Origin of the sequence: Citrobacter gillenii (assembly GCF_013337685.1) — a bacterium.
GTDB classification, from domain to species: Bacteria; Pseudomonadota; Gammaproteobacteria; order Enterobacterales; family Enterobacteriaceae; genus Citrobacter; species Citrobacter gillenii.
On record NZ_SUQN01000002.1, the window covers coordinates 549,162 to 573,688 of the forward strand.

The 24,527-nt window shown below is 56.2% G+C and carries 23 protein-coding genes and 1 riboswitch; of the genes, 16 read left to right on the forward strand and 7 right to left on the reverse strand.

Annotated elements, in window-relative coordinates; genetic code table 11:
• Positions 1–85 precede the first annotated feature (85 nt).
• Positions 86–1,369, reverse strand: a complete 1,284-nt coding sequence (locus FCH32_RS06370; RefSeq protein WP_115259975.1) for a putative acyl-CoA thioester hydrolase — start codon at positions 1,367–1,369, stop codon at positions 86–88.
• 223 nt (positions 1,370–1,592) lie between these two features.
• Between FCH32_RS06370 and hutI the strand changes: the two genes are divergently transcribed.
• The 5 genes from hutI to hutH all read left to right on the forward strand — a co-directional run bounded on the left by hutI (position 1,593) and on the right by hutH (position 7,964).
• Positions 1,593–2,816, forward strand: coding sequence for an imidazolonepropionase (gene hutI / locus FCH32_RS06375; protein WP_146717141.1), 1,224 nt, complete (start codon positions 1,593–1,595; stop codon positions 2,814–2,816).
• Positions 2,813–3,754: a formimidoylglutamase gene (gene hutG, locus FCH32_RS06380; protein ID WP_115259012.1), complete on the forward strand. Its 942-nt coding sequence runs from the start codon at positions 2,813–2,815 to the stop codon at positions 3,752–3,754. The genes hutI and hutG overlap by 4 nt, the downstream gene beginning before the upstream one ends.
• Before the next feature lie 65 nt (positions 3,755–3,819).
• The gene (locus FCH32_RS06385) at positions 3,820–4,545 is read left to right on the forward strand and encodes a histidine utilization repressor (protein WP_096757790.1); all 726 of its coding nucleotides are present in this window, start codon (positions 3,820–3,822) and stop codon (positions 4,543–4,545) included.
• 211 nt (positions 4,546–4,756) lie between these two features.
• Positions 4,757–6,442 carry a urocanate hydratase gene (gene hutU / locus FCH32_RS06390; RefSeq protein WP_174360659.1) on the forward strand — a complete coding sequence of 562 codons (1,686 nt, stop codon included), beginning with the start codon at positions 4,757–4,759 and terminating at the stop codon, positions 6,440–6,442.
• Between the two features lies 1 nt (position 6,443).
• Entirely contained in the window at positions 6,444–7,964 is a 1,521-nt protein-coding gene (gene hutH / locus FCH32_RS06395) for a histidine ammonia-lyase (protein WP_096757788.1), read from the forward strand.
• Positions 7,965–8,056: 92 nt separating this feature from the next.
• On the opposite strand, the gene FCH32_RS06400 is transcribed toward hutH, so the two are convergent.
• Together FCH32_RS06400 and bioA are read right to left on the reverse strand one after the other, a co-directional pair.
• A complete protein-coding gene (locus tag FCH32_RS06400) occupies positions 8,057–8,533 on the reverse strand; it encodes a kinase inhibitor (RefSeq protein ID WP_115259010.1) in 477 nt (158 codons plus the stop codon).
• 57 nt (positions 8,534–8,590) lie between these two features.
• Positions 8,591–9,880 (reverse strand): adenosylmethionine--8-amino-7-oxononanoate transaminase, encoded by a 1,290-nt coding sequence (gene bioA / locus FCH32_RS06405; RefSeq protein ID WP_153880144.1) that lies wholly within the window; start codon positions 9,878–9,880, stop codon positions 8,591–8,593.
• A 76-nt stretch (positions 9,881–9,956) separates the two neighbouring features.
• Here bioA and bioB point away from each other — a divergent pair, with 76 nt between their 5' ends.
• The 5 genes from bioB to uvrB all read left to right on the forward strand — a co-directional run bounded on the left by bioB (position 9,957) and on the right by uvrB (position 16,217).
• Entirely contained in the window at positions 9,957–10,997 is a 1,041-nt protein-coding gene (gene bioB, locus FCH32_RS06410) for a biotin synthase BioB (RefSeq protein ID WP_096757785.1), read from the forward strand.
• Positions 10,994–12,148, forward strand: coding sequence for an 8-amino-7-oxononanoate synthase (gene bioF, locus FCH32_RS06415; protein WP_174360660.1), 1,155 nt, complete (start codon positions 10,994–10,996; stop codon positions 12,146–12,148). Before bioB ends, bioF begins: the two co-directional genes overlap by 4 nt.
• Complete coding sequence (gene bioC, locus FCH32_RS06420) at positions 12,135–12,890, forward strand: malonyl-ACP O-methyltransferase BioC (RefSeq protein WP_137362334.1); 756 nt, start codon at positions 12,135–12,137, stop codon at positions 12,888–12,890. Before bioF ends, bioC begins: the two co-directional genes overlap by 14 nt.
• Positions 12,883–13,563 (forward strand): dethiobiotin synthase, encoded by a 681-nt coding sequence (gene bioD, locus FCH32_RS06425; RefSeq protein WP_174360661.1) that lies wholly within the window; start codon positions 12,883–12,885, stop codon positions 13,561–13,563. The genes bioC and bioD overlap by 8 nt, the downstream gene beginning before the upstream one ends.
• Positions 13,564–14,195: 632 nt before the next feature.
• The gene (uvrB, locus tag FCH32_RS06430) at positions 14,196–16,217 is read left to right on the forward strand and encodes an excinuclease ABC subunit UvrB (RefSeq protein ID WP_115259005.1); all 2,022 of its coding nucleotides are present in this window, start codon (positions 14,196–14,198) and stop codon (positions 16,215–16,217) included.
• A 159-nt stretch (positions 16,218–16,376) separates the two neighbouring features.
• Here uvrB and yvcK read toward each other — a convergent pair whose 3' ends face one another.
• The gene (gene yvcK / locus FCH32_RS06435) at positions 16,377–17,285 is read right to left on the reverse strand and encodes a uridine diphosphate-N-acetylglucosamine-binding protein YvcK (RefSeq protein WP_115259004.1); all 909 of its coding nucleotides are present in this window, start codon (positions 17,283–17,285) and stop codon (positions 16,377–16,379) included.
• Positions 17,286–17,765: 480 nt separating this feature from the next.
• Positions 17,766–17,911: riboswitch (molybdenum cofactor riboswitch) on the forward strand.
• Between yvcK and moaA the strand changes: the two genes are divergently transcribed.
• The 6 genes from moaA (at position 17,899) to FCH32_RS06465 (ending at position 21,346) form a co-directional block, all read left to right on the forward strand.
• Positions 17,899–18,888: a GTP 3',8-cyclase MoaA gene (gene moaA, locus FCH32_RS06440; RefSeq protein WP_096757779.1), complete on the forward strand. Its 990-nt coding sequence runs from the start codon at positions 17,899–17,901 to the stop codon at positions 18,886–18,888. (Overlaps the previous riboswitch by 13 nt.)
• Positions 18,889–18,907: 19 nt before the next feature.
• Positions 18,908–19,420, forward strand: a complete 513-nt coding sequence (moaB, locus tag FCH32_RS06445; RefSeq protein ID WP_096757778.1) for a molybdenum cofactor biosynthesis protein B — start codon at positions 18,908–18,910, stop codon at positions 19,418–19,420.
• A gap of 2 nt (positions 19,421–19,422) precedes the next feature.
• On the forward strand, positions 19,423–19,908 hold the full coding sequence (gene moaC / locus FCH32_RS06450) for a cyclic pyranopterin monophosphate synthase MoaC (protein ID WP_135912359.1): 486 nt from the start codon (positions 19,423–19,425) through the stop codon (positions 19,906–19,908).
• Positions 19,901–20,146, forward strand: a complete 246-nt coding sequence (gene moaD / locus FCH32_RS06455; protein WP_174360662.1) for a molybdopterin synthase sulfur carrier subunit — start codon at positions 19,901–19,903, stop codon at positions 20,144–20,146. Before moaC ends, moaD begins: the two co-directional genes overlap by 8 nt.
• A gap of 1 nt (position 20,147) precedes the next feature.
• Positions 20,148–20,600, forward strand: coding sequence for a molybdopterin synthase catalytic subunit MoaE (gene moaE / locus FCH32_RS06460; protein ID WP_115259002.1), 453 nt, complete (start codon positions 20,148–20,150; stop codon positions 20,598–20,600).
• 41 nt (positions 20,601–20,641) lie between these two features.
• The gene (locus FCH32_RS06465) at positions 20,642–21,346 is read left to right on the forward strand and encodes a Bax inhibitor-1/YccA family protein (protein WP_096757774.1); all 705 of its coding nucleotides are present in this window, start codon (positions 20,642–20,644) and stop codon (positions 21,344–21,346) included.
• 100 nt (positions 21,347–21,446) lie between these two features.
• Here FCH32_RS06465 and FCH32_RS06470 read toward each other — a convergent pair whose 3' ends face one another.
• The 3 genes from FCH32_RS06470 to FCH32_RS06480 are packed head-to-tail and all read right to left on the reverse strand — an operon-like array spanning position 21,447 to position 24,408.
• Positions 21,447–22,409, reverse strand: coding sequence for a lysylphosphatidylglycerol synthase domain-containing protein (locus FCH32_RS06470; protein ID WP_096757773.1), 963 nt, complete (start codon positions 22,407–22,409; stop codon positions 21,447–21,449).
• Positions 22,409–23,650, reverse strand: a complete 1,242-nt coding sequence (clsB, locus tag FCH32_RS06475) for a cardiolipin synthase ClsB (protein ID WP_117341668.1) — start codon at positions 23,648–23,650, stop codon at positions 22,409–22,411. The genes FCH32_RS06470 and clsB overlap by 1 nt, the downstream gene beginning before the upstream one ends.
• Positions 23,647–24,408 (reverse strand): endonuclease/exonuclease/phosphatase family protein, encoded by a 762-nt coding sequence (locus FCH32_RS06480; protein ID WP_174360663.1) that lies wholly within the window; start codon positions 24,406–24,408, stop codon positions 23,647–23,649. Before FCH32_RS06480 ends, clsB begins: the two co-directional genes overlap by 4 nt.
• Between the last annotated feature and the right edge of the window lie 119 nt (positions 24,409–24,527).

A 24,527-nucleotide genomic window follows, 5' to 3' on the forward strand; every position in this document is an offset into this window, starting at 1 on the left:
GTAGGCCGGATGGCGGTTTTCGTCGCCATCCGGCACATTGCCCGGTGGCGCATGCGCTTACCGGGCCTACATAAGAGAATGACGTTTACTGCTTCGGCTCGGCAACCACTTTGCTACCCACACCGCGGTTGTTGTATTCCCACATGCGGTTAAAGTTGGTGTCGTTCAGGTTACGCTGGATTTCACCTTTGTCGTCTTCCGCACCGGTGTTGCCGGTAAACGGATGCTTACCGATTACGCTGTCACCCCATGGCTTCGCCATGTTAAAGCCTTCGTTGATCACGCTGTCGCGGATCACCACCTGACCGTTGGTATTAGCATCGACATCCAGTGAGCGGCCTAACTGCGCCACGCCATCACCGGCAGCCGTAAAGCGGCTGTTGACGGCAAGGAAACCGTAATAAATGTTCGACAGCGTGGCAGGTGCGAACACGTAGGCTTCCTGCTGGGTGCGAGAATTGACGACGCGGAAATCGGTGTTTTCGAATACCACCGCGCCGCGACCAGAAACAATATCCACATCGCCTTCAATGTAGCTGTTTGTCACCAGCGTACGCGGTTGACGATCGTTTTCCAGACGGTTTTGTACACCGCTGTTGGTTACGAAGAAGGTGTTCTGACGACCCAGAATGTTGACGTTGTTGATCTGTACTTTATCGCCATCGGTACGAAGAGCAACGGCCGGGTGGTTACCTGCATCCACGCTGTCGCCGAGGTTGTTTTCGATGGTCAGGTTCTGTAACTGCAGACCGTTGTTTTGTGACCAGACGACCGCAGAACACAGTACGCCAATGTTGGTACCGCGCTTGCTCTGGCAATTATCAAACATATACCACGCAGGTTTACCCGGCATATATTTACCGCCTGGGTTGACCGTACGACGCCAGTCAGCGGTGCTCATCTCTCCGTCAATTGCCTGGCCAATTTTCACATCAAGCGGTTTTTCGCCCATGCCGTACAGCGTCAGGCTGCCCGTTGCTGCCGGGATATAAACCGTGCCCTGATATTCACCCGGCATGATCGCAATATATTGACGCTTGTTGGTGCGTTTAATGATTGCTGCATCCACCGCCGCCTGAATGGTGGTGTGGGTGACGCCCTGAGTCCCTGCCGGGCCGACAACAAAATCAGGCTGTGCGGGCAGAGAAATCGCAGAAGGGGACCACGGCGCGGTGTTTGGCGTCAGTGCAGAAAAATAATGAGCCGCGACAAAATTGCTGGCTTCATTGGCCGACAGAATCGGGCGCGAGGAGGTGCCTGGCGCGGTCTGGTCGGAAGGAATTTGATCGGGCGAGGTTGCGCTACAGGCGGTCAGCGTCACGCCAAAAGCCATTACCAGCGCCAGACGGGAAACTGATGAAATGTTCACAGGTTGCTCCGGGCTTTGAAATTTATCCATTGAAGCCTGCTTTTTTATACTAAGTTGAGCGAAACGGAAAGGCGAAAAGGTAAAAAGTTGTTTTTTATAGCAGCAATGTCGGATGCAGAACGTCCTGATATCACAATTAAATAACAATTATCGCCCTTCAGGTTGACAACATCCGCAGGATCTCAATAAATGTCTATACAACCTATGACAAGTGGTGAGTGGAATGCAGCAATTTTTCCCTGATGATGCCATCTGGCGTAACGTCCGCCTGGCGACCATGGATCCTGAACGTAATACCCCGTATGGGCTGGTGGACGGTCACGCGCTGATTATTCGACAGGGCAAGATTCGCGCCATCGTGCCTGAATCCTCGTTATACCGTACACATGACAATACCTTTGATATGCAGGGTCGGCTGGTTACGCCAGGTTTGATTGATTGCCACACGCATCTGGTTTTTGGCGGAAATCGTGCAGGCGAGTGGGAGCAGCGGCTGAATGGTGTGTCTTACCAGCAAATCAGCGCCCAGGGTGGGGGCATAAACGCCACCGTGTCGGCGACCCGCCGCGCATCTGACGATCAGCTCCTTGCCGTGGCGCGCGCGCGCATGGAACGGCTGATAAAAGAAGGCGTCACGTTGCTGGAAGTGAAATCAGGCTATGGTCTGGATTTGGCGACAGAAGAGAAAATTTTGCGCGTGGTCTCTGCGCTGGCGGCGGAAAATACCCTTGAAATCAGCCCCACGCTGCTGGCCGCGCACGCGACACCGGCAGAATACCGTGACGATCCTGACGGCTATATTACGCTGGTGTGCGAGACCATTTTGCCGCAGCTGTGGGAACAGGGACTGTTTGAGACTGCCGACCTGTTTTGTGAAAGCGTTGGGTTTAGCCTGGCGCAAAGTGAACGGGTATTTCAGGCCGCTCAGGCGTTGGGCATTCCGGTTAAGGGCCACGTTGAACAGCTGTCGTTGCTCGGTGGCGCGCAGTTGGTGAGTCGCTATCACGGATTATCGGCCGATCATATTGAATATCTTGATGAAGCGGGCGTGGCGGCGATGAGCCACAGCGGCACGGTAGGGGTCCTGCTACCCGGGGCCTTTTATTTTCTTAAAGAGAAACAGCGCCCGCCGGTGGAGTGGCTACGTCAATATAACGTGCCAATGGCGGTGGCGACGGATTTCAACCCTGGTACCAGTCCGTTTATCAGTTTGCACTGGGCGATGAACATGGCCTGCGTGCAGTTTGGCTTAACGCCGGAAGAAGCGTGGGCGGGCGTCACGCGTCATGCGGCGCAAGCCCTTGGTCGTCAGGCGACCCATGGGCAATTGAAGGCCGGGTTCGTGGCGGACTTTGTGGTATGGGACGCCCACCTTCCGGTTGAGATCCTGTATGAACCTGGCCGCAACCCGCTGTATCAACGCGTATTCCGAGGACAACCATCATGAGTCACTGGCATCCCGCATCTCCCGCGCTTTGGCAAGGTCGCGATGATCGCGCTGAGTCACCCAACGCGCTGCGCCTGTTTCAGACCATCACGCTCAGTGCAGCGTTTAGCCCGGAAAACTATCGTGAACAGATAGCGCTGCTGGGATTCGCCTGCGATGAAGGCGTAAAGCGTAATCAGGGACGCACGGGGGCGGCTGGCGCGCCTGATGCACTGCGTAAAGCGCTGGCGAATTTAGCCAGCCACCAAGGCCATGACCGGCTGGTGGATCTGGGCAACATTGTGGCGCAAGCCCCCGATCTCGAAGGGGCGCAGCAGGCGTTACGCCATGCGGTACAGCGTTGTCAGCAGGCTGAGATGCGCACTTTCGTGCTGGGGGGCGGGCACGAAACCGCCTTTGCCCACGGTGCAGGTGTGCTGGATGCGTTCCCACGCTTAACCGTGGGCATCGTCAATCTCGATGCCCACCTCGACTTACGCCATGCCGATCGGGCCACCTCCGGTACGCCGTTTCGCCAGTTGGCGCAGCTTTGCGACGTGCAGCAGCGTGAATTTCATTACGCCTGCTTTGGTGTTAACCGGGCGGCTAACACCCAGGCGCTGTGGGATGAAGCGCAGCGGCTTGGGGTTACAGTGGTGGAGGATCTGCACTGTCAAAACGCGCAGGCACAGATGGCGCAGTTTATTTCCAGCGTAGACGTCATCTATCTGACCATCGACCTCGACGTTCTACCGGTCTGGGAAATGCCCGCTGTGTCCGCACCCGCCGCGCTGGGCGTGCCGTTGTCGACGCTGCTGAGGCTGATTGAGCCCCTGTGCCGCTGCGGTAAGCTGCAGGCGGTAGACATGGTTGAATTTAATCCCCGTTTTGACGATGATGGCAACGCGGCGCGCGTTGCGGCGCGTCTTGGCTGGCAAATCGCACACTGGTGGCACTGACGTGTCGAATAGCGTTACGCCGCCATTTTTCCACTCTCATTTTTCAGCGTAAGGAAGGCTAACGCATGCTCCCATCCCACTCCCGTTCTGCCCCGGCACCTTTTTACGAAAAGGTAAAACAGGAGATCAGTGAAAAGATTGCCAGCGGTATCTGGCAACCTCACGATCGCATCCCGTCGGAAGCGGAGTTGGTCGCGCAGTATGGTTTTAGCCGTATGACTATTAATCGGGCGCTGCGTGAGCTTACTGACGAGGGGCTGCTGGTGCGTTTGCAGGGCGTCGGTACGTTTGTCGCCGAGCCGAAAGGTCAGTCCGCGTTGTTTGAAATTCGCAGCATTGCCGATGAAATTATCGCCCGCCAGCATCAGCATCGGTGTGAGGTGCTGAAGCTGGAAAGCACACGCGCGAACGCGCAGCAGGCCACGGCGCTGAACGTTAAAGAAGGTACCTTTATTTATCACTCGATTATGGTGCACTTTGAAAACTCCCTACCTGTACAAATTGAAGATCGCTGCGTCAATGCGGAGATTGTGCCGGAGTACCTGACACAGGATTACAGTCAGACCACGCCGCACGCCTATCTGTCGCTGATCGCCCCGTTGACCGAAGGCGAGCATATTGTCGAAGCGGTTCGCGCCAGCGCGGAAGAGTGCGCGCTGCTGAATATTAAAGAACACGATCCCTGCCTGCTGATCCGTCGCAAGACCTGGTCCGCGTCATCCATTGTCTCTCATGCTCGTTTGCTTTTTCCGGGTTCCCGCTATCGTCTGCAAGGGCGCTTCATGTCCTGAAAATCGTGATTGCTGCCGCAGTATGACGAAAATGTAGATTACTTGTTAACTATAATCTTGCGTTTGATTGTATAGACAAGTATATACTTTTAACCAATGTGACCGTTCATCGTAGGCCTGATTAGACGCGTTAGCGTCGCCATCAGGCGCTGTGCCGGATGGCGGCGTATACGCCTGATCCGGCCTACATTCAGTCTGAGGAGTTTCCGTCATGTCTCACAGCAAGTATCGTCAGCAGGATATTCGTGCCCCACGCGGCACCACCTTAACGGCCAAAAGCTGGCTGACCGAAGCGCCGCTGCGCATGTTAATGAACAATCTCGATCCTGATGTGGCGGAAAATCCCCATGAGCTGGTGGTGTACGGCGGGATCGGTCGCGCCGCGCGTGACTGGGAATGCTATGACGCCATCGTCAAGGCGCTGACCAAACTGGAGGCCGATGAAACGCTGCTGGTCCAGTCGGGTAAACCAGTCGGCGTCTTCAGAACCCACGACAATGCGCCGCGCGTGCTGATTGCCAACTCCAACCTGGTCCCGCACTGGGCGACCTGGGAACACTTCAACGAACTGGATGCGAAAGGGCTGGCGATGTACGGCCAGATGACCGCCGGGAGCTGGATTTACATCGGCAGTCAGGGCATTGTGCAGGGGACGTATGAAACCTTCGTTGAAGCCGGACGTCAACATTATCAGGGTAGCCTGAGTGGACGCTGGGTACTGACCGCTGGTCTTGGCGGTATGGGCGGGGCGCAGCCGTTAGCCGCGACGCTGGCGGGGGCGTGTTCGCTGAACATTGAATGTCAGCAAAGCCGTATCGATTTCCGTTTGCGTACCCGCTATGTGGATGAGCAGGCCACAACGTTGGATGACGCGCTGGCGCGTATCGACAAATACACCCGTGAGGGTAAAGCCGTTTCTATTGCGCTGTGCGCGAACGCGGCCGACGTTGTTCCGGAACTGGTGAAGCGTGGTGTGCGTCCGGATATGGTCACCGATCAGACCAGCGCTCATGACCCGCTACACGGTTATCTGCCGTCCGACTGGAGCTGGGAAGAGTACCAGGCAAAAGCGGTATCCGATCCGCAGGGTACGGTGCAGGCGGCGAAACGTTCCATGGCCACACACGTACAGGCAATGCTGGACTTTAGCAAAATGGGTGTGCCGACGTTTGATTACGGTAATAACATTCGCCAGATGGCCAAAGAGATGGGCGTGGAAAATGCCTTTGATTTCCCTGGCTTTGTACCCGCCTATATTCGTCCACTGTTCTGTCGCGGCATTGGTCCCTTCCGCTGGGTGGCGCTTTCCGGCGATCCGCAGGATATTTATAAGACCGATGCCAAAGTAAAAGAAATTGTTGCCGACGATAAACACCTGCACCACTGGCTGGATATGGCACGTGAGCGGATTAACTTCCAGGGCTTGCCAGCCCGTATCTGCTGGGTGGGTCTGGAGTGGCGGCAAAAACTGGGGCTGGCGTTTAACGAAATGGTGCGCAGCGGTGAAGTCTCCGCGCCAATCGTCATTGGACGTGACCATCTGGACTCTGGCTCTGTTGCCAGCCCAAACCGTGAAACCGAAGCCATGCGCGACGGTTCTGACGCCGTGTCCGACTGGCCGCTGCTGAACGCGCTGCTCAATACCGCCAGCGGGGCAACCTGGGTGTCGCTGCACCACGGCGGCGGGGTCGGCATGGGCTTCTCGCAACATGCGGGGATGGTGATTGTGTGTGACGGCACCGATGAAGCCGCCGCGCGTATTGCTCGGGTTCTGCATAACGATCCGGCCACGGGCGTCATGCGTCACGCAGACGCCGGGTATGACATCGCGGTGGAATGTGCCGTTGAACAAGGATTGAATTTACCGATGATTGCCGGGACGCAGGGGAAAGACTGAAATGACTAAGCTTACGTTAACACCAGGTCATCTGAGTTTTACGCAGCTACGGGAGATCTGGCAGCAGCCGGTACAACTGAGTCTGGACCCCAGCGCGGTTGATGCCATCAACGCCAGCGTGGCCTGCGTGAATAATATTGTTGCCGAAGGGCGAACGGCCTACGGCATCAATACGGGATTTGGCCTGCTGGCCCAGACCCGTATCGCCACGGAAGATCTGCAAAATCTTCAGCGCTCACTAGTGCTTTCACATGCTGCTGGCGTTGGCAACGCGCTGGATGATGCCATGGTGCGTCTGATCATGGTGCTGAAAATCAACAGCCTGGCGCGCGGTTTCTCCGGTATTCGCCTGAGCGTGATTGAAGCGTTAATTGCGCTGGTGAACGCCGAAGTTTACCCGCTGATCCCAGCGAAAGGTTCTGTCGGCGCATCGGGCGATCTGGCCCCGCTGGCGCACATGTCGCTGACTTTGCTAGGTGAGGGGAAAGCACGCTGGCAGGGGGAATGGCTCCCGGCGACGCAGGCATTGAAAAAAGCCGGACTGGAGCCGATTACGCTGGAGGCAAAAGAGGGGCTGGCGCTGCTGAACGGGACTCAGGCGTCCACCGCCTTTGCTCTGCGTGGGTTGATTGAAGCCCAGGAGCTGTTTGCTTCAGCGACGGTGTGCGGCGCGCTGACGACCGAAGCGGTGCTGGGCTCACGTCGTCCGTTTGACCCTCGCATTCATGCCGCGCGCGGACAGCGCGGGCAGATTGACGCCGCTATGTTGTATCGTCATGTGCTGACCGACGCCAGTGCGCTGTCGCAATCCCATCATAACTGTGAAAAAGTGCAGGATCCGTATTCCCTGCGCTGTCAGCCGCAGGTGATGGGCGCGTGCCTGACGCAAATGCGCCAGGTGATGGACGTACTGTTAGTTGAAGCCAACGCTGTGTCGGACAACCCGCTGGTGTTTGCCGAAGAAGGGGATGTGATTTCCGGCGGTAACTTCCATGCCGAGCCGGTGGCGATGGCGGCGGATAATCTGGCGCTGGCGATCGCGGAAATTGGTGCGCTATCAGAGCGGCGTATTGCGCTGATGATGGATAAACACATGTCGCAGTTGCCGCCATTCCTGGTCAAAAATGGTGGGGTTAACTCTGGCTTTATGATTGCGCAGGTCACTGCCGCCGCGCTGGCCAGTGAAAACAAAGCGCTGGCACACCCGCACAGCGTAGACAGCCTGCCCACGTCGGCCAACCAGGAAGATCATGTTTCCATGGCACCTGCGGCTGGTCGCCGACTGTGGGAGATGGCGGCAAATACGCGCGGTGTGATAGCCGTGGAGTGGCTGGCGGCCTGTCAGGGGATCGATTTACGTGAAGGACTGACCTCAAGCCCGCTGTTGGAACAGGCGCGTCAGGCCTTGCGCGAACAGGTTTCACATTATACCCAGGACCGTTTTTTCGCTCCGGATATCGAGTGTGCGACCGAGCTGTTAGCGCAAGGAACGCTGTTGAAATTGTTGCCTGAATTTCTGTAGCAAATTGCCTGATGGCGACGCTGATGCGTCTTATCAGGCCTACGGTCTGCCTGGTAGGCCGGATGAGGCGAAACCGACATCCGGCACTACGCTTAACTGAACATCGCGGTAATTGACGCGCTGGCGAGCGAATGGAAATGGACGTTAAATCCGACCATCGCGCCGCTGGCGCCTTCATCGACATCAAGACGCTCCACATCCAGCGCGTGAACCGTAAAGATATAGCGATGCGTTTCCCCTTTTGGCGGTGCCGCGCCGCCGTAGCCAGCTTTACCGAAGTCCGTGCGCGTTTGCAGCACGCCTTCCGGCAACGCAACCAATCCGGAGCCGTACCCTTGCGGCAGAACCCGGGTATCTGCAGGCAGGTTAACCACCACCCAGTGCCACCAGCCGGAGCCGGTTGGTGCATCAGGATCGTAACAGGTCACGACAAAACTTTTGGTCCCGGCGGGTACATCGTCCCACGCCAGATGTGGGGAAATATTGTCCCCGTCATACCCCATGCCGTTTAAAACGTGGCGATGCGGGAGTTTGTCCCCGTCGCGCAGATCGTTACTGATAAGTTTCATGCCGACTCCTCTCGTTAGCCAAAAAGTGTAGCCAGAAAACGCACAGTTTACCGCCGATTAATCGCTAAAAAATGTTGCATTGCGCACGGCGTCGTTCACCGCCTGGGTCAGACGACGCAGTTGTTCGGGCTGGATAATATACGGTGGCATCAGGTAGATAAGCTTGCCAAACGGTCTGACCCATACGCCCTGATCGACAAAGAACTTCTGCAACGCCGCCATCTTCACCGGGTGGGTGGTTTCTATCACGCCGATGGCACCGAGAACGCGCACGTCGGCGACATACGCCGAATCCGCCGCTGGTGCCAGTTCGCGGCGCAGTTGCGCTTCGATTGCAGCCACCTGTGAGCGCCACTCGCCCGACTCCAGCAGAGACAAACTGGCGGAGGCGACGGCACAGGCCAGCGGATTGCCCATAAACGTCGGACCGTGCATAAAGCAGCCCGCTTCGCCGTTACTGATGGTTTCCGCCACCTGGCGAGTGGTCAGGGTGGCAGAAAGGGTCATTGTCCCGCCGGTTAACGCTTTGCCGAGACATAAAATATCCGGTGTAATGTCGGCGTGTTCACAGGCAAATAGCTTACCGGTGCGGCCAAAGCCGGTGGCGATTTCGTCGGCAATCAGCAGAATACCTTCGCGATCGCACATCTTACGGATGCGCTTTAACCACTCGGGATGGTACATGCGCATGCCGCCAGCACCCTGAACGACAGGCTCCAGGATCACTGCCGCAATCTCGTGGCGATGGGCCGCCATCAGACGGGCAAAGGGCACCATATCCAGCTCATCCCACTCGCCGCCCATCCGGCTTTGCGGGGCTGGGGCGAACAGGTTTTCCGGCAGATACCCTTTCCACAGACTGTGCATTGAGTTGTCAGGATCGCAGACCGACATCGCCCCGAAGGTGTCACCGTGATACCCGTTACGGAACGTCAGGAAACGCTGGCGAGATTCGCCTTTTGCCTGCCAGTACTGCAGCGCCATTTTCATCGCTACTTCCACGGCAACGGAGCCTGAGTCCGCGAGGAAAACGCATTCCAGTGGTTCTGGCGTCATGGCAACCAGCTGGCGGCACAGTGCAATGGCCGGGGCATGGGTAATACCGCCAAACATCACGTGTGACATGGCGTCGATTTGCGTTTTCATCGCGGCGTTCAGCTGCGGGTGATTGTAACCGTGGATCGCCGCCCACCAGGACGACATCCCGTCAATCAGTCTCTCGCCGCTGGCTAAAATCAGTTCACAACCTTCAGCGCGCGCTACCGGATACACCGGCAGCGGGGAGGTCATCGAGGTGTAAGGGTGCCAGATATGGCGTTGGTCAAAGGCAAGATCGTCCGTTGTCATAATCGACTTGTAAACCAAATTAAAAAGATTTAGGTTTACGAGTCTACACGAAACTCAAAATGAAACGAACACCAATATGGCTCATTCTTCTCGCTGGACAATGTCGCAAGTTACCGAATTATTTGAAAAACCACTGCTGGATCTGCTGTTTGAAGCGCAACAGATCCACCGTCAGCACTTTGACCCGCAGCAGGTACAGGTCAGTACGTTGTTGTCGATAAAAACCGGCGCTTGTCCGGAAGACTGCAAATATTGCCCACAAAGTTCCCGCTATAAAACCGGTCTGGAAACCGAGCGTTTAATGGAAGTTGAGCAGGTACTGGACTCTGCGCGTAAGGCCAAACAAGCCGGTTCAACGCGTTTCTGCATGGGCGCTGCGTGGAAGAATCCACACGAGCGCGATATGCCTTACCTGGAACAAATGGTGCAGGGCGTGAAAGAACTGGGGCTGGAAGCCTGTATGACGCTGGGTACGCTGGACGAAACGCAGGCGCAGCGTCTGGCCAGCGCGGGTCTCGACTACTACAACCACAACCTCGACACCTCGCCGGAGTTTTACGGCAATATCATCACTACCCGTTCATATCAGGAACGCCTGGATACGCTGGATAAAGTGCGTGAAGCCGGGATTAAAGTCTGCTCTGGCGGCATTGTCGGCTTAGGCGAAACGGTCACTGACCGCGCCGGGTTGCTGCTGCAGCTGGCAAACCTGCCCACTCCGCCGGAAAGCGTCCCCATCAATATGCTGGTGAAGGTGAAGGGCACGCCGCTGGCGGATAATGACGATGTGGATGCGTTTGATTTTATCCGCACCATCGCCGTGGCGCGCATCATGATGCCGACCTCGTATGTCCGTCTGTCTGCAGGACGCGAACAAATGAACGAACAGACCCAGGCCATGTGCTTTATGGCCGGGGCTAACTCGATTTTCTACGGCTGTAAACTGCTGACCACGCCGAACCCGAACGAAGATAAAGACCTGCTGCTGTTCCGCAAGCTGGGCCTGAATCCCCAGCAAACGGCGGTGCTGGCGGGCGATAACGAACAACAGCAGCGTCTGGAACAGGCCCTGCGCACTCCAGACACTGACGATTACTACAACGCGGCAACTGTATGACCTGGCAGCAAAAAATTGACGATGCGCTGGCGGCGCGTCGTTCTGCCGATGCTCTGCGCCGTCGTCATGCGGTGACGCAGGGCGCCGGGCGTTGGTTGCAGGCAGATGGTCGTCAATATCTGAATTTTTCCAGTAACGATTACCTTGGGCTAAGCCACCATCCGCAGATCGTCTGTGCGTGGCAGCAAGGGGCCGACCGATTTGGCGTCGGCAGCGGCGGATCAGGGCATGTCAGCGGTTATTCCATAGCGCATCAGGCGCTGGAAGACGAACTGGCACAATGGCTGGGTTATTCACGCGCGCTGCTGTTTACCTCCGGGTTTGCCGCCAATCAGGCGGTGATTGCCGCGCTGATGGGTAAACAGGATCGCATTGTTGCAGACCGACTCAGCCACGCTTCGCTGCTGGAGGCCGCCAGTCTGAGCCCGGCCATGCTGCGCCGCTTTACCCATAACGACACTCAGCATTTAGCTCGTCTGCTGGCGGCTCCCTGTCCGGGGCAACAGCTGGTGGTCACCGAAGGTGTATTCAGCATGGACGGCGACAGCGCGCCGCTGGCGCAAATCCACGCCGAGGCGCAGCGCCAGGAGGCGTGGCTGCTGGTGGATGATGCCCACGGTATTGGCGTCACCGGTGAGGAAGGACGCGGCTCGTGCTGGCAGCAGCAGGTCAAGCCCGAGCTGCTGATGGTGACCTTCGGCAAAGGCTTTGGCGTCAGCGGGGCGGCCATTCTCTGCTCTGACAGCGTGGCCGATTATCTGCTGCAGTTTGCTCGCCATCTGATTTACAGCACCAGTATGCCCCCGGCGCAGGCTCAGGCGTTGCGCGCCGCGCTGGCGGTGATCCGCAGCCCTGAAGGCGACGAGCGCCGGGAAAAGCTGGCGATGCTTATCCAGCGTTTTCGTGCCGGTATGACGAACCCTGATTTGCTGCTGGCACAGTCAGACAGCGCCATTCAGCCACTGATCGTCGGCGATAACCAAAAAGCGTTGCAGCTGGCGCAGACGTTACGCGATCGGGGTTGCTGGGTGACGGCAATCCGGCCACCTACCGTGCCGGTTGGTACTGCCAGACTGCGACTGACGCTGACTCAGGCGCATGAAGCTCAGGATATCGACCGCTTGCTGGAGGTGCTGCATGACGCAGGTTGATAAGCAGGCCATTGCCGCCGCGTTCGGACGCGCTGCCTCCCACTACGAACAACACGCTGAATTACAGCGTCAAAGCGCCGATGCGTTACTGGCGCGGCTGGCGGGGCGGCAGTATGCCCGCGTGCTGGATGCCGGCTGCGGGCCAGGTCGTATGAGTCGCTACTGGCGAGAGCAGGGGAGCGAGGTCAGCGCCCTGGATTTGTCTGCGCCTATGCTAGCGCAAGCCCAGCGGCACGATGCGGCGCACCATTATCTGCTGGCCGATATTGAGGCCATTCCGCAAGATACCGCGACGTTTGACCTGGCCTGGAGCAATCTGGCCGTGCAATGGTGCGGCGATTTACGCCACGCATTAGGCGAACTCTACCGGGTCGTGCGCCCCGGCGGGACGGTGGCCTTCAGCACCCTGGCGCATGGCTCGATGCCGGAACTGCGTCAGGCGTGGCAGGCGGTGGATAACCGGGCGCATGCCAACCGTTTTTTACCCGTCGAACAGCTGGAAAACGCGCTGCACGGCTGGGAGGTTGAGTATCAGATGCAGGCCGTCACGCTGTGGTTTGACGATGCGCTGAGCGCCATGCGTTCGCTCAAAGGCATTGGCGCGACGCATTTGCATGAAGGTCGCGAACAGCGCGTGCTGACCCGCTCACAGCTGCAACAGTTACAGTTAGCCTGGCCCCAGAAACAGGGGAAATACCCGCTGACGTACCATCTTTTTTTGGGAGTGATTCAACGTGACTAAAACGTATTTTGTCACCGGGACGGACACCGAGGTTGGTAAAACCATCGCCAGCTGTGCATTGTTACAGGCGGCAGGACAGTTGGGCTACCGGACCCTGGGCTACAAGCCGGTCGCCTCGGGCAGTGAAATGACGGCAGACGGCCTGCGTAACAGCGATGCCCTGGCGTTGCAGCGGAACAGTTCGTTGGCAGTGGACTATGCGGCCATCAATCCGTATACCTTCGCCGAACCCACGTCACCGCATATTATCAGCGCCGATGAAGGGCGACCGATTCAGGCCCCGGTGATGTCTGCCGGTTTACGCGCCCTGGAGAAACAGGCCGACTGGGTGCTGGTCGAAGGGGCAGGGGGATGGTTGACCCCGCTTTCGCCTACGCTGAGCTTTGCCGACTGGGTGCAAACGGAACAATTGCCGGTGATTCTGGTGGTGGGCGTGAAGCTCGGCTGTATCAATCATGCCCTCCTGACCGCGCAGGCGATACGCCAGGCCGGGCTGACGCTGGTCGGCTGGGTTGCCAATGACGTAACCCCGCCAGGGAAGCGTCACGCTGAATACATGGCGACGCTGAGGCGCACACTTGCGGCACCGCTGCTGGGCGAGATCCCGTGGCTGTCAGCGACGCCGGAGCGGGCAGAAACCGGACGCTATATCGATCTGAGCACGCTGCCTTAGGCGCCATTCTGGTGCGGATAGGCTGCTGTGGCCTGCCCGTGTTAACGCCCTGGGCAGGCAAAAAAATGATGAAAATGCGAGCAGGATCTCGACTGCTCCAGCCCGCTTCGTTAGCTGATAAATATCAAAATTTAGCGATAATTTTTTTTTATTCGACCAAAAAAGGACATCGATACGTTTCTGCCAGGCGGCAGTCAGCACGGGCTGGAGACAGTTATCCACTATTCCTGTGGATAACCTTGTGCATTAGAGTTAGAAAACACTATGTAAGCGAGAGAAGACGCGGCCTGCGACTAAATTGCTGCGAAAGACGGCTTGAGAAAATAGTTATTCAAATACAGATTGTTAGATAAAAGCAATGGCTGTCGCGGAAGTGTCATCTGTTGCCATAAAACTTTCATCTCCTGGCTTGACAAATGTTAAAAAAGTCATAGGTCTGGGGATAACACATTTTTGCTGGTGTTTTATCTTGCCTGCGGTGAAATTTTAGCCCGCAGTGATGGGGGTTAAGGGGGCGTAACAGAAATATTGTGGTGTGTTACTGTTTTTCCATCCAGTATATTTTACTGGCAAAATCTACTGCTGCGAGTAAAATTAGACACCTGCCCGCCCATTGCTTCAGGTAGCTGCTCATGAGTAAACCGTTCAAACTGAATTCCGCTTTTAAACCCTCTGGCGATCAGCCTGAGGCGATTCGTCGCCTGGAAGAAGGGCTGGAGGATGGTCTGGCGCATCAGACGCTGCTGGGCGTAACGGGTTCGGGGAAAACGTTCACCATCGCCAACGTCATTGCGGACCTCCAGCGGCCAACCATGGTGCTGGCACCCAACAAGACGCTGGCGGCCCAGCTTTATGGCGAGATGAAAGAATTCTTCCCGGATAACGCGGTAGAGTATTTTGTCTCCTACTACGACTATTACCAGCCGGAAGCGTACGTACCGAGTTCTGATACATTCATCGAGAAAGATGCGTCGGTCAACGAACACATCGAGCAAATGCGACTGTCGGCGACCAAGGCGCTGCTGGAGCGTCGGGATGTCATTGTGGTGGCCTCGGTTTCCGCGATCTATGGTCTGGGCGACCCGGACCTGTATTTGAAAATGATGCTGCACCTGACGGTCGGCATGATCATCGACCAGCGCGCCATTTTGCGGCGGCTGGCGGAGCTGCAATATACCCGCAACGATCAGGCATTTCAGCGCGGGACGTTCCGTGTGCGCGGTGAAGTGATAGACATCTTCCCGGCAGAATCTGACGACATTGCGTTGCGCGTGGAGCTGTTTGATGAAGAAGTGGAGCGTTTGTCACTGTTTGACCCGCTGACCGGGCAGGTTGAATCTAGCATTCCACGCTTTACCGTCTACCCTAAAACGCACTACGTTACGCCACGCGAACGCATTGTGCAGGCGATGGAAGACATTAAGGTCGAGCTTGCCGAGCGGCGTAAAAACCTGCTAGCGAACAACAAGTTGTTGGAAGAACAGCGCTTAAGCCAGCGTACGCAGTTCGATCTGGAGATGATGAACGAACTGGGCTACTGTTCGGGCATTGAAAACTATTCCCGCTATCTCTCCGGGCGCGGGCCTGGCGAGCCGCCGCCGACGCTGTTTGACTACCTGCCAGCCGATGGCCTGCTGGTGGTCGATGAATCCCACGTGACTATTCCGCAAATCGGCGGTATGTATCGCGGCGACCGGGCGCGAAAAGAGACGCTGGTCGAGTACGGTTTTCGTCTGCCGTCAGCACTGGATAACCGCCCGTTGAAGTTTGAAGAGTTTGAGGCGCTGGCCCCGCAAACCATCTATGTTTCCGCCACGCCGGGCAACTATGAGCTGGAGAAATCCGGCGATGACGTCGTTGATCAGGTAGTACGACCGACCGGCCTGCTGGATCCAGTGATTGAAGTGCGCCCGGTGGCAACACAGGTCGATGACCTGCTGTCTGAAATTCGTATCCGCGCGGCGATCAACGAACGTGTACTGGTGACGACGCTAACCAAGCGGATGGCGGAAGACCTCACGGAATACCTCGAAGAGCACGGCGAGCGGGTGCGTTATCTGCACTCGGACATCGACACCGTGGAGCGTATGGAAATCATTCGTGACCTGCGTCTGGGCGAGTTTGACGTGCTGGTGGGTATCAACCTGTTACGAGAAGGTCTGGACATGCCTGAGGTCTCTCTGGTGGCGATTCTGGACGCCGACAAAGAAGGGTTCCTGCGTTCTGAGCGATCGCTGATCCAGACTATCGGGCGTGCGGCACGTAACATCAACGGTAAAGCGATCCTCTACGGCGATAAAATTACGGCCTCAATGGCAAAGGCGATCGGCGAAACCGAACGGCGTCGTGAGAAGCAGCATCAGTACAACGAAGAGCATGGTATTACGCCGCAGGGGCTGAACAAGAAGGTGGTCGACATTCTGGCGCTGGGGCAAAATATTGCCAAGACCAAAGCCAAGGGCCGAGGCAAGTCGCGTTCCGGCGCGAAGTCCGAGGTGGTTGAATTGGATATGACGCCGAAGGCGCTGCAGCAGAAAATCCATGAACTGGAAGGGCAGATGATGAAGCACGCGCAGAACCTGGAGTTTGAAGAAGCTGCTCAAATCCGCGATCAGCTGCACCAGCTGCGCGAGCTGTTTATCGCGGCATCGTAAGTGGGTGCCGGATGCGGGATAAATCCCTTATCCGGCCTACGGGATAGAGCGCGTTGGTAGGCCTGATAAGCGCAGCACATCAGGCAGTGTTTGGTGCCGGATGGCGGAACAGAACGCTTCGGTAGGCCTGATAAGCGTAGCGCCATCAGGCAATTCCACCTAGCCTAACGCTTGCACCGCTTTTTCCAGCGCGTCGTGCAACAGCTGACGGTCGTGGCGATACGGAATATCGCTGGCTTCCAGCACGTCCTGAATCACGATGCGGTCACTCACGGCTGAAGCATCGACTTTTGGCCCGACAACCACCGCATCAATCACTTTTTTCCCGACATATTGTTCGATGATAGTCAGCTTATCGTTAAGCGTCAGACTGGCGGCAGGGAGGCTTAATTCACGCCCCAGATTGCCGATGTAGACCATCGGAGCCGGTGTGCGACGTAAGGCCTGCGCCAGTTCGTCGAGCAGCAGGATAGGCATCAGGCTGGTGTAAAAACTGCCCGGCCCAATCAGAATCAAATCGGCTTCAGCGATAGCCTCTACCGCTTCGCGCGTGGTCGGCACCTTTGGCGACAGCATCAGTTCCTGAGGTGGGATAGTGAGCTGATCGATATTCACCTCGCCATAAATCTCATGTCCCTGATCGTCGATAGCCATTAAATCGACCGGCAGCTCGGACATCGGAATTAAATGCGCGTCAACTTTCAACAGGCTGCGAATTAAATTGATTGCTTCCAGAGGCCGTACGCTGAGGTGATCTAATGCCTTTAACATCAGATTTCCGAGGTTATGCCCGGAAAGTTCGCCATTACCGCCAAAACGATACTCAAACATCGCGGATGCGACGCTGGGCTGGGTAATTAACTGGTTCAGACAGTTACGCATATCTCCCCAGGCAATACCTCCCTCGGAGCGGCGAATTCGACCGGTAGAGCCGCCGTTATCGGTGGTGGTGACAATGCCCGTCAGGCGTGAACCTAAAGGAGAAAGTGAAGAGAGGACGCGTCCCAATCCATGCCCTCCGCCGAGAGCGACAACGCGATCCAGATCCGCCAACGTGCGAGTGCGCATAGTTATTCCTGATATTAATTGATCGCCGTTACAGTAGCGTAAATTACGGGTTTTCAGCAATTATCTGGCGGTGTTGTGTGAAAATAAATTTAGGCGATCTGTACCCTAAATAATTCGAGTTGCAGGACAAAACGGTTAACCGTTTTGAACAGCGCTTGCGCTGGCCCCGAAGGGGTGAGGCCGAAGGGCGAATCACGCGGCAAGGGAATGAATCCCCAGAAGCTTACTGAAGTAAGTGACTGGGGAGAACGAGCGCAGCCAACGCACATGCAACGTGAAGTATGACGGGTATACCCCTTTTTGACGACATCCACCTGATAGCAAGATGATGTATATCAATGCAAAACTGTGATTTTTGCTTATTCTGTAGCGAAATTGCACGATCATGTCGCTATGTATAGGATTATATAGCGAAAGTGTACATGGCAAAACTGTTATTTACACGCTAGTATCGGCATAACCAACATGTACTCGACGTATGACGAGTATAAACACTCTAGCCTCTGCACCTGGGTCAAATGATACGGTGCTTTGGCCGTGACAAGGCTTACATCAGATTGTCACCAGGGCGCAGGAAGAAATGACTCCGCCTCCCGTATTTGGAAAGGTGTACATGGGCTCTCAACTTACCGATGCTTTCGCACGTAAGTTTTACTACTTACGTTTGTCGATTACCGATGTGTGTAACTTTCGTTGCACCTACTGCCTGCCGGATGGCTACAAGCCCGGTGGGGTCACCAATAACGGTTTTTTGACCGTTGATGAAATTCGCCGCGTCACGCGTGCGTTCGCCAATCTGGGAACGGAAAAAGTGCGTCTGACCGGGGGCGAGCCGTCATTGCGTCGTGACTTTACCGACATCATCGCCGCCGTGCGAGAAAATGACGCCATCCGCCAGATAGCGGTGACCACCAACGGTTATCGTCTGGCACGGGATGCCGCCACCTGGCGTGAGGCGGGGCTCACGGCGCTGAACGTCAGCGTCGACAGCCTTGACGCCCGTCAGTTTCATGCCATTACCGGGCAGGATAAATTTCAACAGGTGATGGCGGGCATTGATGCCGCCTTTGATGCCGGTTTTGAGAAAGTCAAAGTGAACACCGTGCTGATGCGCGATGTAAACCACCATCAACTGGACACCTTTCTCGCCTGGATCCAGCCACGTCCGATTCAATTACGCTTTATTGAGCTGATGGAAACCGGCGAAGGCAGTTCTCTCTTCCGTAAACACCATATCTCCGGCCAGGTACTGCGCGATGAACTGCTGCGTCGCGGCTGGATCCATCAGCTACGCCAGCGCAGCGACGGTCCGGCGCAGGTTTTTTGTCATCCCGATTATGCGGGTGAAATCGGTCTGATCATGCCGTATGAGAAAGACTTCTGCGCCACCTGCAACCGTCTGCGCGTCTCTTCTGTCGGCAAACTGCATCTGTGCTTATTCGGTGAAGGCGGGGTCAGCCTGCGTGATTTGCTGGAAGATGACGCTCAGCAGTCTGCGCTGGAAGAACGTATCTCAAGCGCGTTGCTGGAGAAAAAGCAGACCCACTTCCTGCATCAGAACAATACCGGTATTACGCAAAACTTATCTTACATTGGCGGCTGATCGCTAAAAGGAGTTTTTCATGAGTCAGGTAAGCGCTGAATTTATCCCGACACGCATTGCTATTCTTACTGTTTCCAGCCGTCGTGGCGAAGAGGACGATACCTCCGGCCATTATCTGCGCGACAGTGCGCTGGAGGCGGGTCATCAGATTGTAGACAAGGCGATTGTTAAAGAGAACCGCTATGCCATCCGCGCCCAGGTTTCCGCCTGGATTGCCAGTGACGATGTGCAAGTGGTGCTGATTACCGGCGGTACCGGTTTGACCGAAGGCGACCAGGCACCAGAAGCGCTGCTGCCGCTGTTCGACCGTGAAGTCGAAGGGTTTGGCGAAGTGTTCCGCATGCTCTCCTTTGAAGAGATTGGCACCGCGACGTTGCAATCACGCGCGATTGCCGGTGTGGCCAATAAAACGCTGATTTTTGCCATGCCGGGGTCGACCAAAGCGTGTCGCACTGCCTGGGAAAATATCATTGCGCCGCAGCTCGATGCCCGTACGCGTCCGTGTAACTTCCACCCCCATTTGAAGAAATAAGTATGTCGCAACTGACTCATATTAACGCCGCTGGCGAAGCGCACATGGTGGATGTTTCCGCCAAAGCCGAAACCGTACGTGAAGCGCGCGCCGAAGCCTTCGTCACTATGCGTAGCGAAACCCTGGCGATGATTATCGACGGCAGCCACCATAAAGGCGATGTTTTCGCGACCGCACGTATTGCCGGTATCCAGGCCGCCAAGCGTACCTGGGATCTTATCCCGCTGTGTCACCCGCTGATGCTCAGCAAGGTTGAAGTTAATCTGCGCGCCGAGCCGGAACACAGCCGTGTGCGCATTGAATCGCTGTGCCGACTGACCGGGAAAACCGGCGTCGAAATGGAAGCGTTAACCGCAGCATCGGTGGCGGCGCTGACCATCTACGACATGTGCAAAGCGGTTCAAAAGGATATGGTGATTGGTCCGGTACGCCTGCTGGCGAAAAGCGGCGGCAAGTCGGGTGATTTTAAGGTGGATGCAGATGATTAAGGTGCTTTTCTTTGCCCAGGTGCGAGAACTGGTGAACGCAGATACGTTAGAGGTCGAGGCAGATTTTCCCACGGTGGAAGCCTTGCGTCAGCATCTGGCTGCGCAAAGCGATCGTTGGGCGCTGGCTTTAGAAGATGGCAAGCTGCTGGCGGCCGTCAACCAAACGCTGGTGAGCTTCGACCATCCCCTCAACGCAGGTGATGAAGTGGCCTTCTTCCCACCGGTAACCGGAGGCTGAGATGGCTGAAACGCGAATTGTTGTTGGGCCTGCGCCATTTAGCGTGGGGGAAGAATATCCCTGGCTGGCAGAGCGCGATGAAGACGGCGCGGTGGTCACGTTTACCGGTAAAGTCCGTAATCACAATCTCGGGGACAGCGTGCAGGCATTGACGCTGGAACATTACCCGGGCATGACCGAAAAAGCGCTGGCGGAAATCGTCGATGAGGCGCGTGAACGCTGGCCGCTGGGCCGCGTGACGGTTATCCACCGTATTGGTGAGCTGTGGCCAGGAGATGAGATAGTCTTCGTTGGCGTGACCAGCGCGCATCGCAGCAGTGCCTTTGACGCCGGACAGTTTATTATGGATTATCTTAAGACCCGCGCGCCGTTCTGGAAACGCGAGGCCACGCCGGAAGGCGACCGTTGGGTTGATGCCCGCGACAGCGATAAGCAAGCAGCAAAACGCTGGTAGAGTACAATTGGTTTAGGTACATACTAATTCTGGAGATTGTCATGGACCGATTCCCACGAACCGATTCTATTGTGCAGGCCCGTTCCGGTCTGCAAACCTATATGGCGCAAGTCTACGGCTGGATGACCTGCGGGTTGTTACTGACGGCGTTTATTGCCTGGTATGCGGCGAACACGCCGGCGGTGATGACGTTTGTCTTTTCCAGCAAAATCACTTTCTTTGGGCTGATCATCGCCCAACTGGCGCTGGTGTTTGTCCTTTCCGGCATGGTGCAAAGGCTCAGCGCCGGTATGGCCACCACACTGTTTATGCTCTATTCGGCATTAACCGGGCTGACGCTGTCGAGCATCTTTATCGTCTATACCTACTCGTCTATCGCCAGCACGTTTGTGGTCACTGGCGGGATGTTCGGTATCATGAGCCTGTACGGGTACACCACCAAGCGCGATCTCAGTGGTTTTGGCAACATGCTGTTTATGGCGTTGATCGGCATCGTGCTGGCCTCGCTGGTTAACTTCTGGCTGAAGAGTGAAGCGCTGATGTGGGCGGTGACCTACATTGGGGTGATTGTGTTTGTCGGCCTGACCGCCTATGACACGCAGAAGCTGAAAAACATCGGCGAGCAAATCGATCTGCGCGACAGTTCCAACCTGCGTAAATACGCGATCCTTGGGGCGTTAACGCTGTATCTGGACTTTATCAACCTGTTCCTGATGCTGCTGCGTATTTTCGGCAATCGTCGTTAATTTCTGCTGCCGGATGGCGCTGCGCTAATCCGGCCTACCGTGTTGCGTCGAAAGTAGGCCGGATAAGGCGTTACGCCGCATCCGGCAATAACCTTCACGGTTATTTCGCCATTGCCTTCTCGTTTTTTGCCCGCAGTTTTTTCGCCCGGCTCTCCAGCAGCAAGTAACACATCAACGCCAGCAGCAGCGGGATAAAATAATACAGTACGCGATACGCGAGCAGGGCGGCGATGATCGTGCCTTGCGAGGTATTTTCGCCCGCCAGCAGTGCCATGAATACCGCTTCCAGCACGCCGATACCCGCCGGAATATGTACGATAACCCCGGCGATACTGCTGACCAGTAGCACGCCCAGCACGAAGAAATAATGGATATCCTGGCCTAATAACAGCCAGATAATCGCTCCCATCACCATCCAGTTTGCCCCGGAGATGGCCATCTGCGCCAGCGCGAATTTCCACGATGGCAGCACCAGTTTTTGCCCTTTAATCGTGATATGCCGATGTTTAGCGAAGGCGCAACACCACAGATAAATGACAATAATCAGCAGCAGTACGATACCCAGAATGCGCAGTGTGGCCTCGTCGATATACCAGTGTGCGGGCAGTTGAACGACGCCGAAGGTAAAAATAAACCCGCCGAGCAGAATATAGCCCAGCCAGTTGGTGGTAATGCTGAGTGAGAAAATGCGCGTGATCGTGCTACCCGGTAATCCGAGGCGGGAATAGAGTCGATAGCGCATGCCAATGCCGCCCACCCAGGTGCTTAACGTCAGGTTGAAGGCGTAGCAGATAAACGACACCAGCATCACCTGACGTTTTGCCAGCTTGTGTCCGCAGTAATAGCGTCCGAGCAGGTCATAACAGCCGTACAGCAGATAGCTGACGATGACCAGACCAATGGCGCTGAGCAGGGCGAGGCGGTTGTAATCCCGGATAACCGACCAGACCTCTTCCCAGTTGACCTTGCTGGCATACACCACCAGCAGTACGATCACCGCGATAAAAAACAGCCAGGTGAGGATCTTTTTTGCTAACCGCCAGCGGGGAGATGCTTTCGCCATCAGGGTTTCCCTCCTGCATCTTCAGCCTGAATGCGGTCCTGCGTTTCCAGAGTCGGCTGCGCGGGAGGCGCGACTTCGGTAAGGTGCGGCGTGTGCGCCGGTAGCCAGCCGACCAGCGCCGGAAAGTGGCGTAAAAAGTGGAACGCCAGCACGCTCTTGGTCAGGTTCCACCAGGTGCGTCTGGGCAGCATCGATTCATCTACCTGCTGGCAATCCTCGGTAATAATGGGATGCAGATTGTCCCGCAGGACCTGGTTAAATGCGCGGTCATGGATAATGATGTTGGCCTCCAGATTCAGCGACAGGCTGAGCGGGTCGAGGTTGCTGGAGCCCACCGTCGCCCAGTGATCGTCCATTAGCGCGACTTTGCCGTGCAGGGGTCTGCGACGGTATTCATACACCTGGACGCCGCCTTTCACCAGATAGTTGTACAGCAGGCGAGCGCCGACTTTCACAATCGGCATATCCGGCTCACCCTGCACTATCAGTTTGACCCGCACGCCGCGTCGCGCCGCTTTGCGCAGCGCATGCAGCAGGCGATAGCCGGGAAAGAAATAGGCGTTGGCAATGATCACTTCGCGTTTGGCCTGGGTGAGCATTTTCAAATAATGGCGTTCAATATCATCACGATGTTCTTCGTTATCGCGCCAGACAAACAGCGCCTGCGCCTCGCCGGGCTGGCGATTTTCGATTGCCCGATGATGACGTCGCCACCAGCGGCGCACGGCGCTTTGCCCCGGCAGGTTTTCCAGCACGAAGGTCAGGATGTCTGCCACGATGGGACCTTCAATACGCACGGCGTAGTCCTGCTTGGCCTCTGGGCCGTAATCGGACATATGCTCGGCGGAATAGTTAATCCCGCCGATAAAAGCGACACGGTCGTCAATCACCACAATTTTGCGGTGCATGCGGCGAAAAAGGTTGGTCCGCATGCCGAACAACCGCGGGCGTGGGTCGTAATAGCGGAAAACCACGCCCGCGGTGGTGAGTTCGCTGACAAACTCCTCGCTGAGATCCGGTGACCCGTAGCCGTCGAGCAACACTTCGGCTTTAACACCACGCTGTGCCGCACTGAGCAGTGCCGCATGCAATTGTTTCCCGACCGCATCTTCAAACCAGATAAAAGTCTCAAGGATGATTTTTTGCTGCGCCTGTTCAATGGCCTTAAACACGGCGGGGTAGTACTGGTCGCCGTTTTCCAGCAGCTGAATTTGATTGCCATCACGCCAGCCATATTTCATAAATGAATCTCCGCGCTCAGGGGGGCGTGGTCGGACAAATGTCGCCAGTGACGTAGCGCCAGCGCCGTCGGAATACTGGCATTGGCGTTTTTCACATAGATCCTGTCGAGGCGCAGCAGCGGCAAACGTACCGGAAAGGTACGCGCCGGGCGTCCGTGGGCGCGGGTAAAAATCTCGTCAAGACCGGCCTGCGTTTTCAAAGGATGATTGGCCTTTTGCCACCAGTCGTTGAAATCCCCGGCCACCACCACGGGTTCCGTTTCAGGCAGGGCATTGACCCAATCCGCCAGCATGGTCAACTGCGCCTGGCGGTGGGCTTCACGCAAACCAAGATGTACACACATCACATGGATGGGGTGAGGGAGCATCGGCGGCACGATGCGGCAGTAAAGTACACCGCGCTTTTCACTGCTGCCGACGGAAACATCACGATTCTCATAATGTTCAATGGGATAGCGCGACAGCACCGCGTTACCGTGATGCCCCTGCGGATACACGGCATTGCGTCCGTAGGCGAAGTCGCTCCACATGGTATCTGCGAGAAATTCATAGTGCGTGGTATCTGGCCAGTTCTCCACGTGCAGAGGGTGAACCTCGTGCGCACCCATCACTTCCTGCAGGCACACAATGTCCGCACCGACCGTTCTGACGGCATCGCGTAGCTCAGGCAAAATAAATCGCTTATTAAAGGCGGTAAAACCTTTGTGAGTATTAATTGTGAGCACATTGAATGAAAATCGAACTGTTTGTCCGCTCATGATTCTCCTGTCGGCGTCATTTTTCCTTTAAATAGTGTAGTCGGCGTCACAAAAGGATGCGGTGTTACGGAATTTTCCGTAAAGTCCGGTACTCTGAACAATTAGTTAAAGATCCTTCA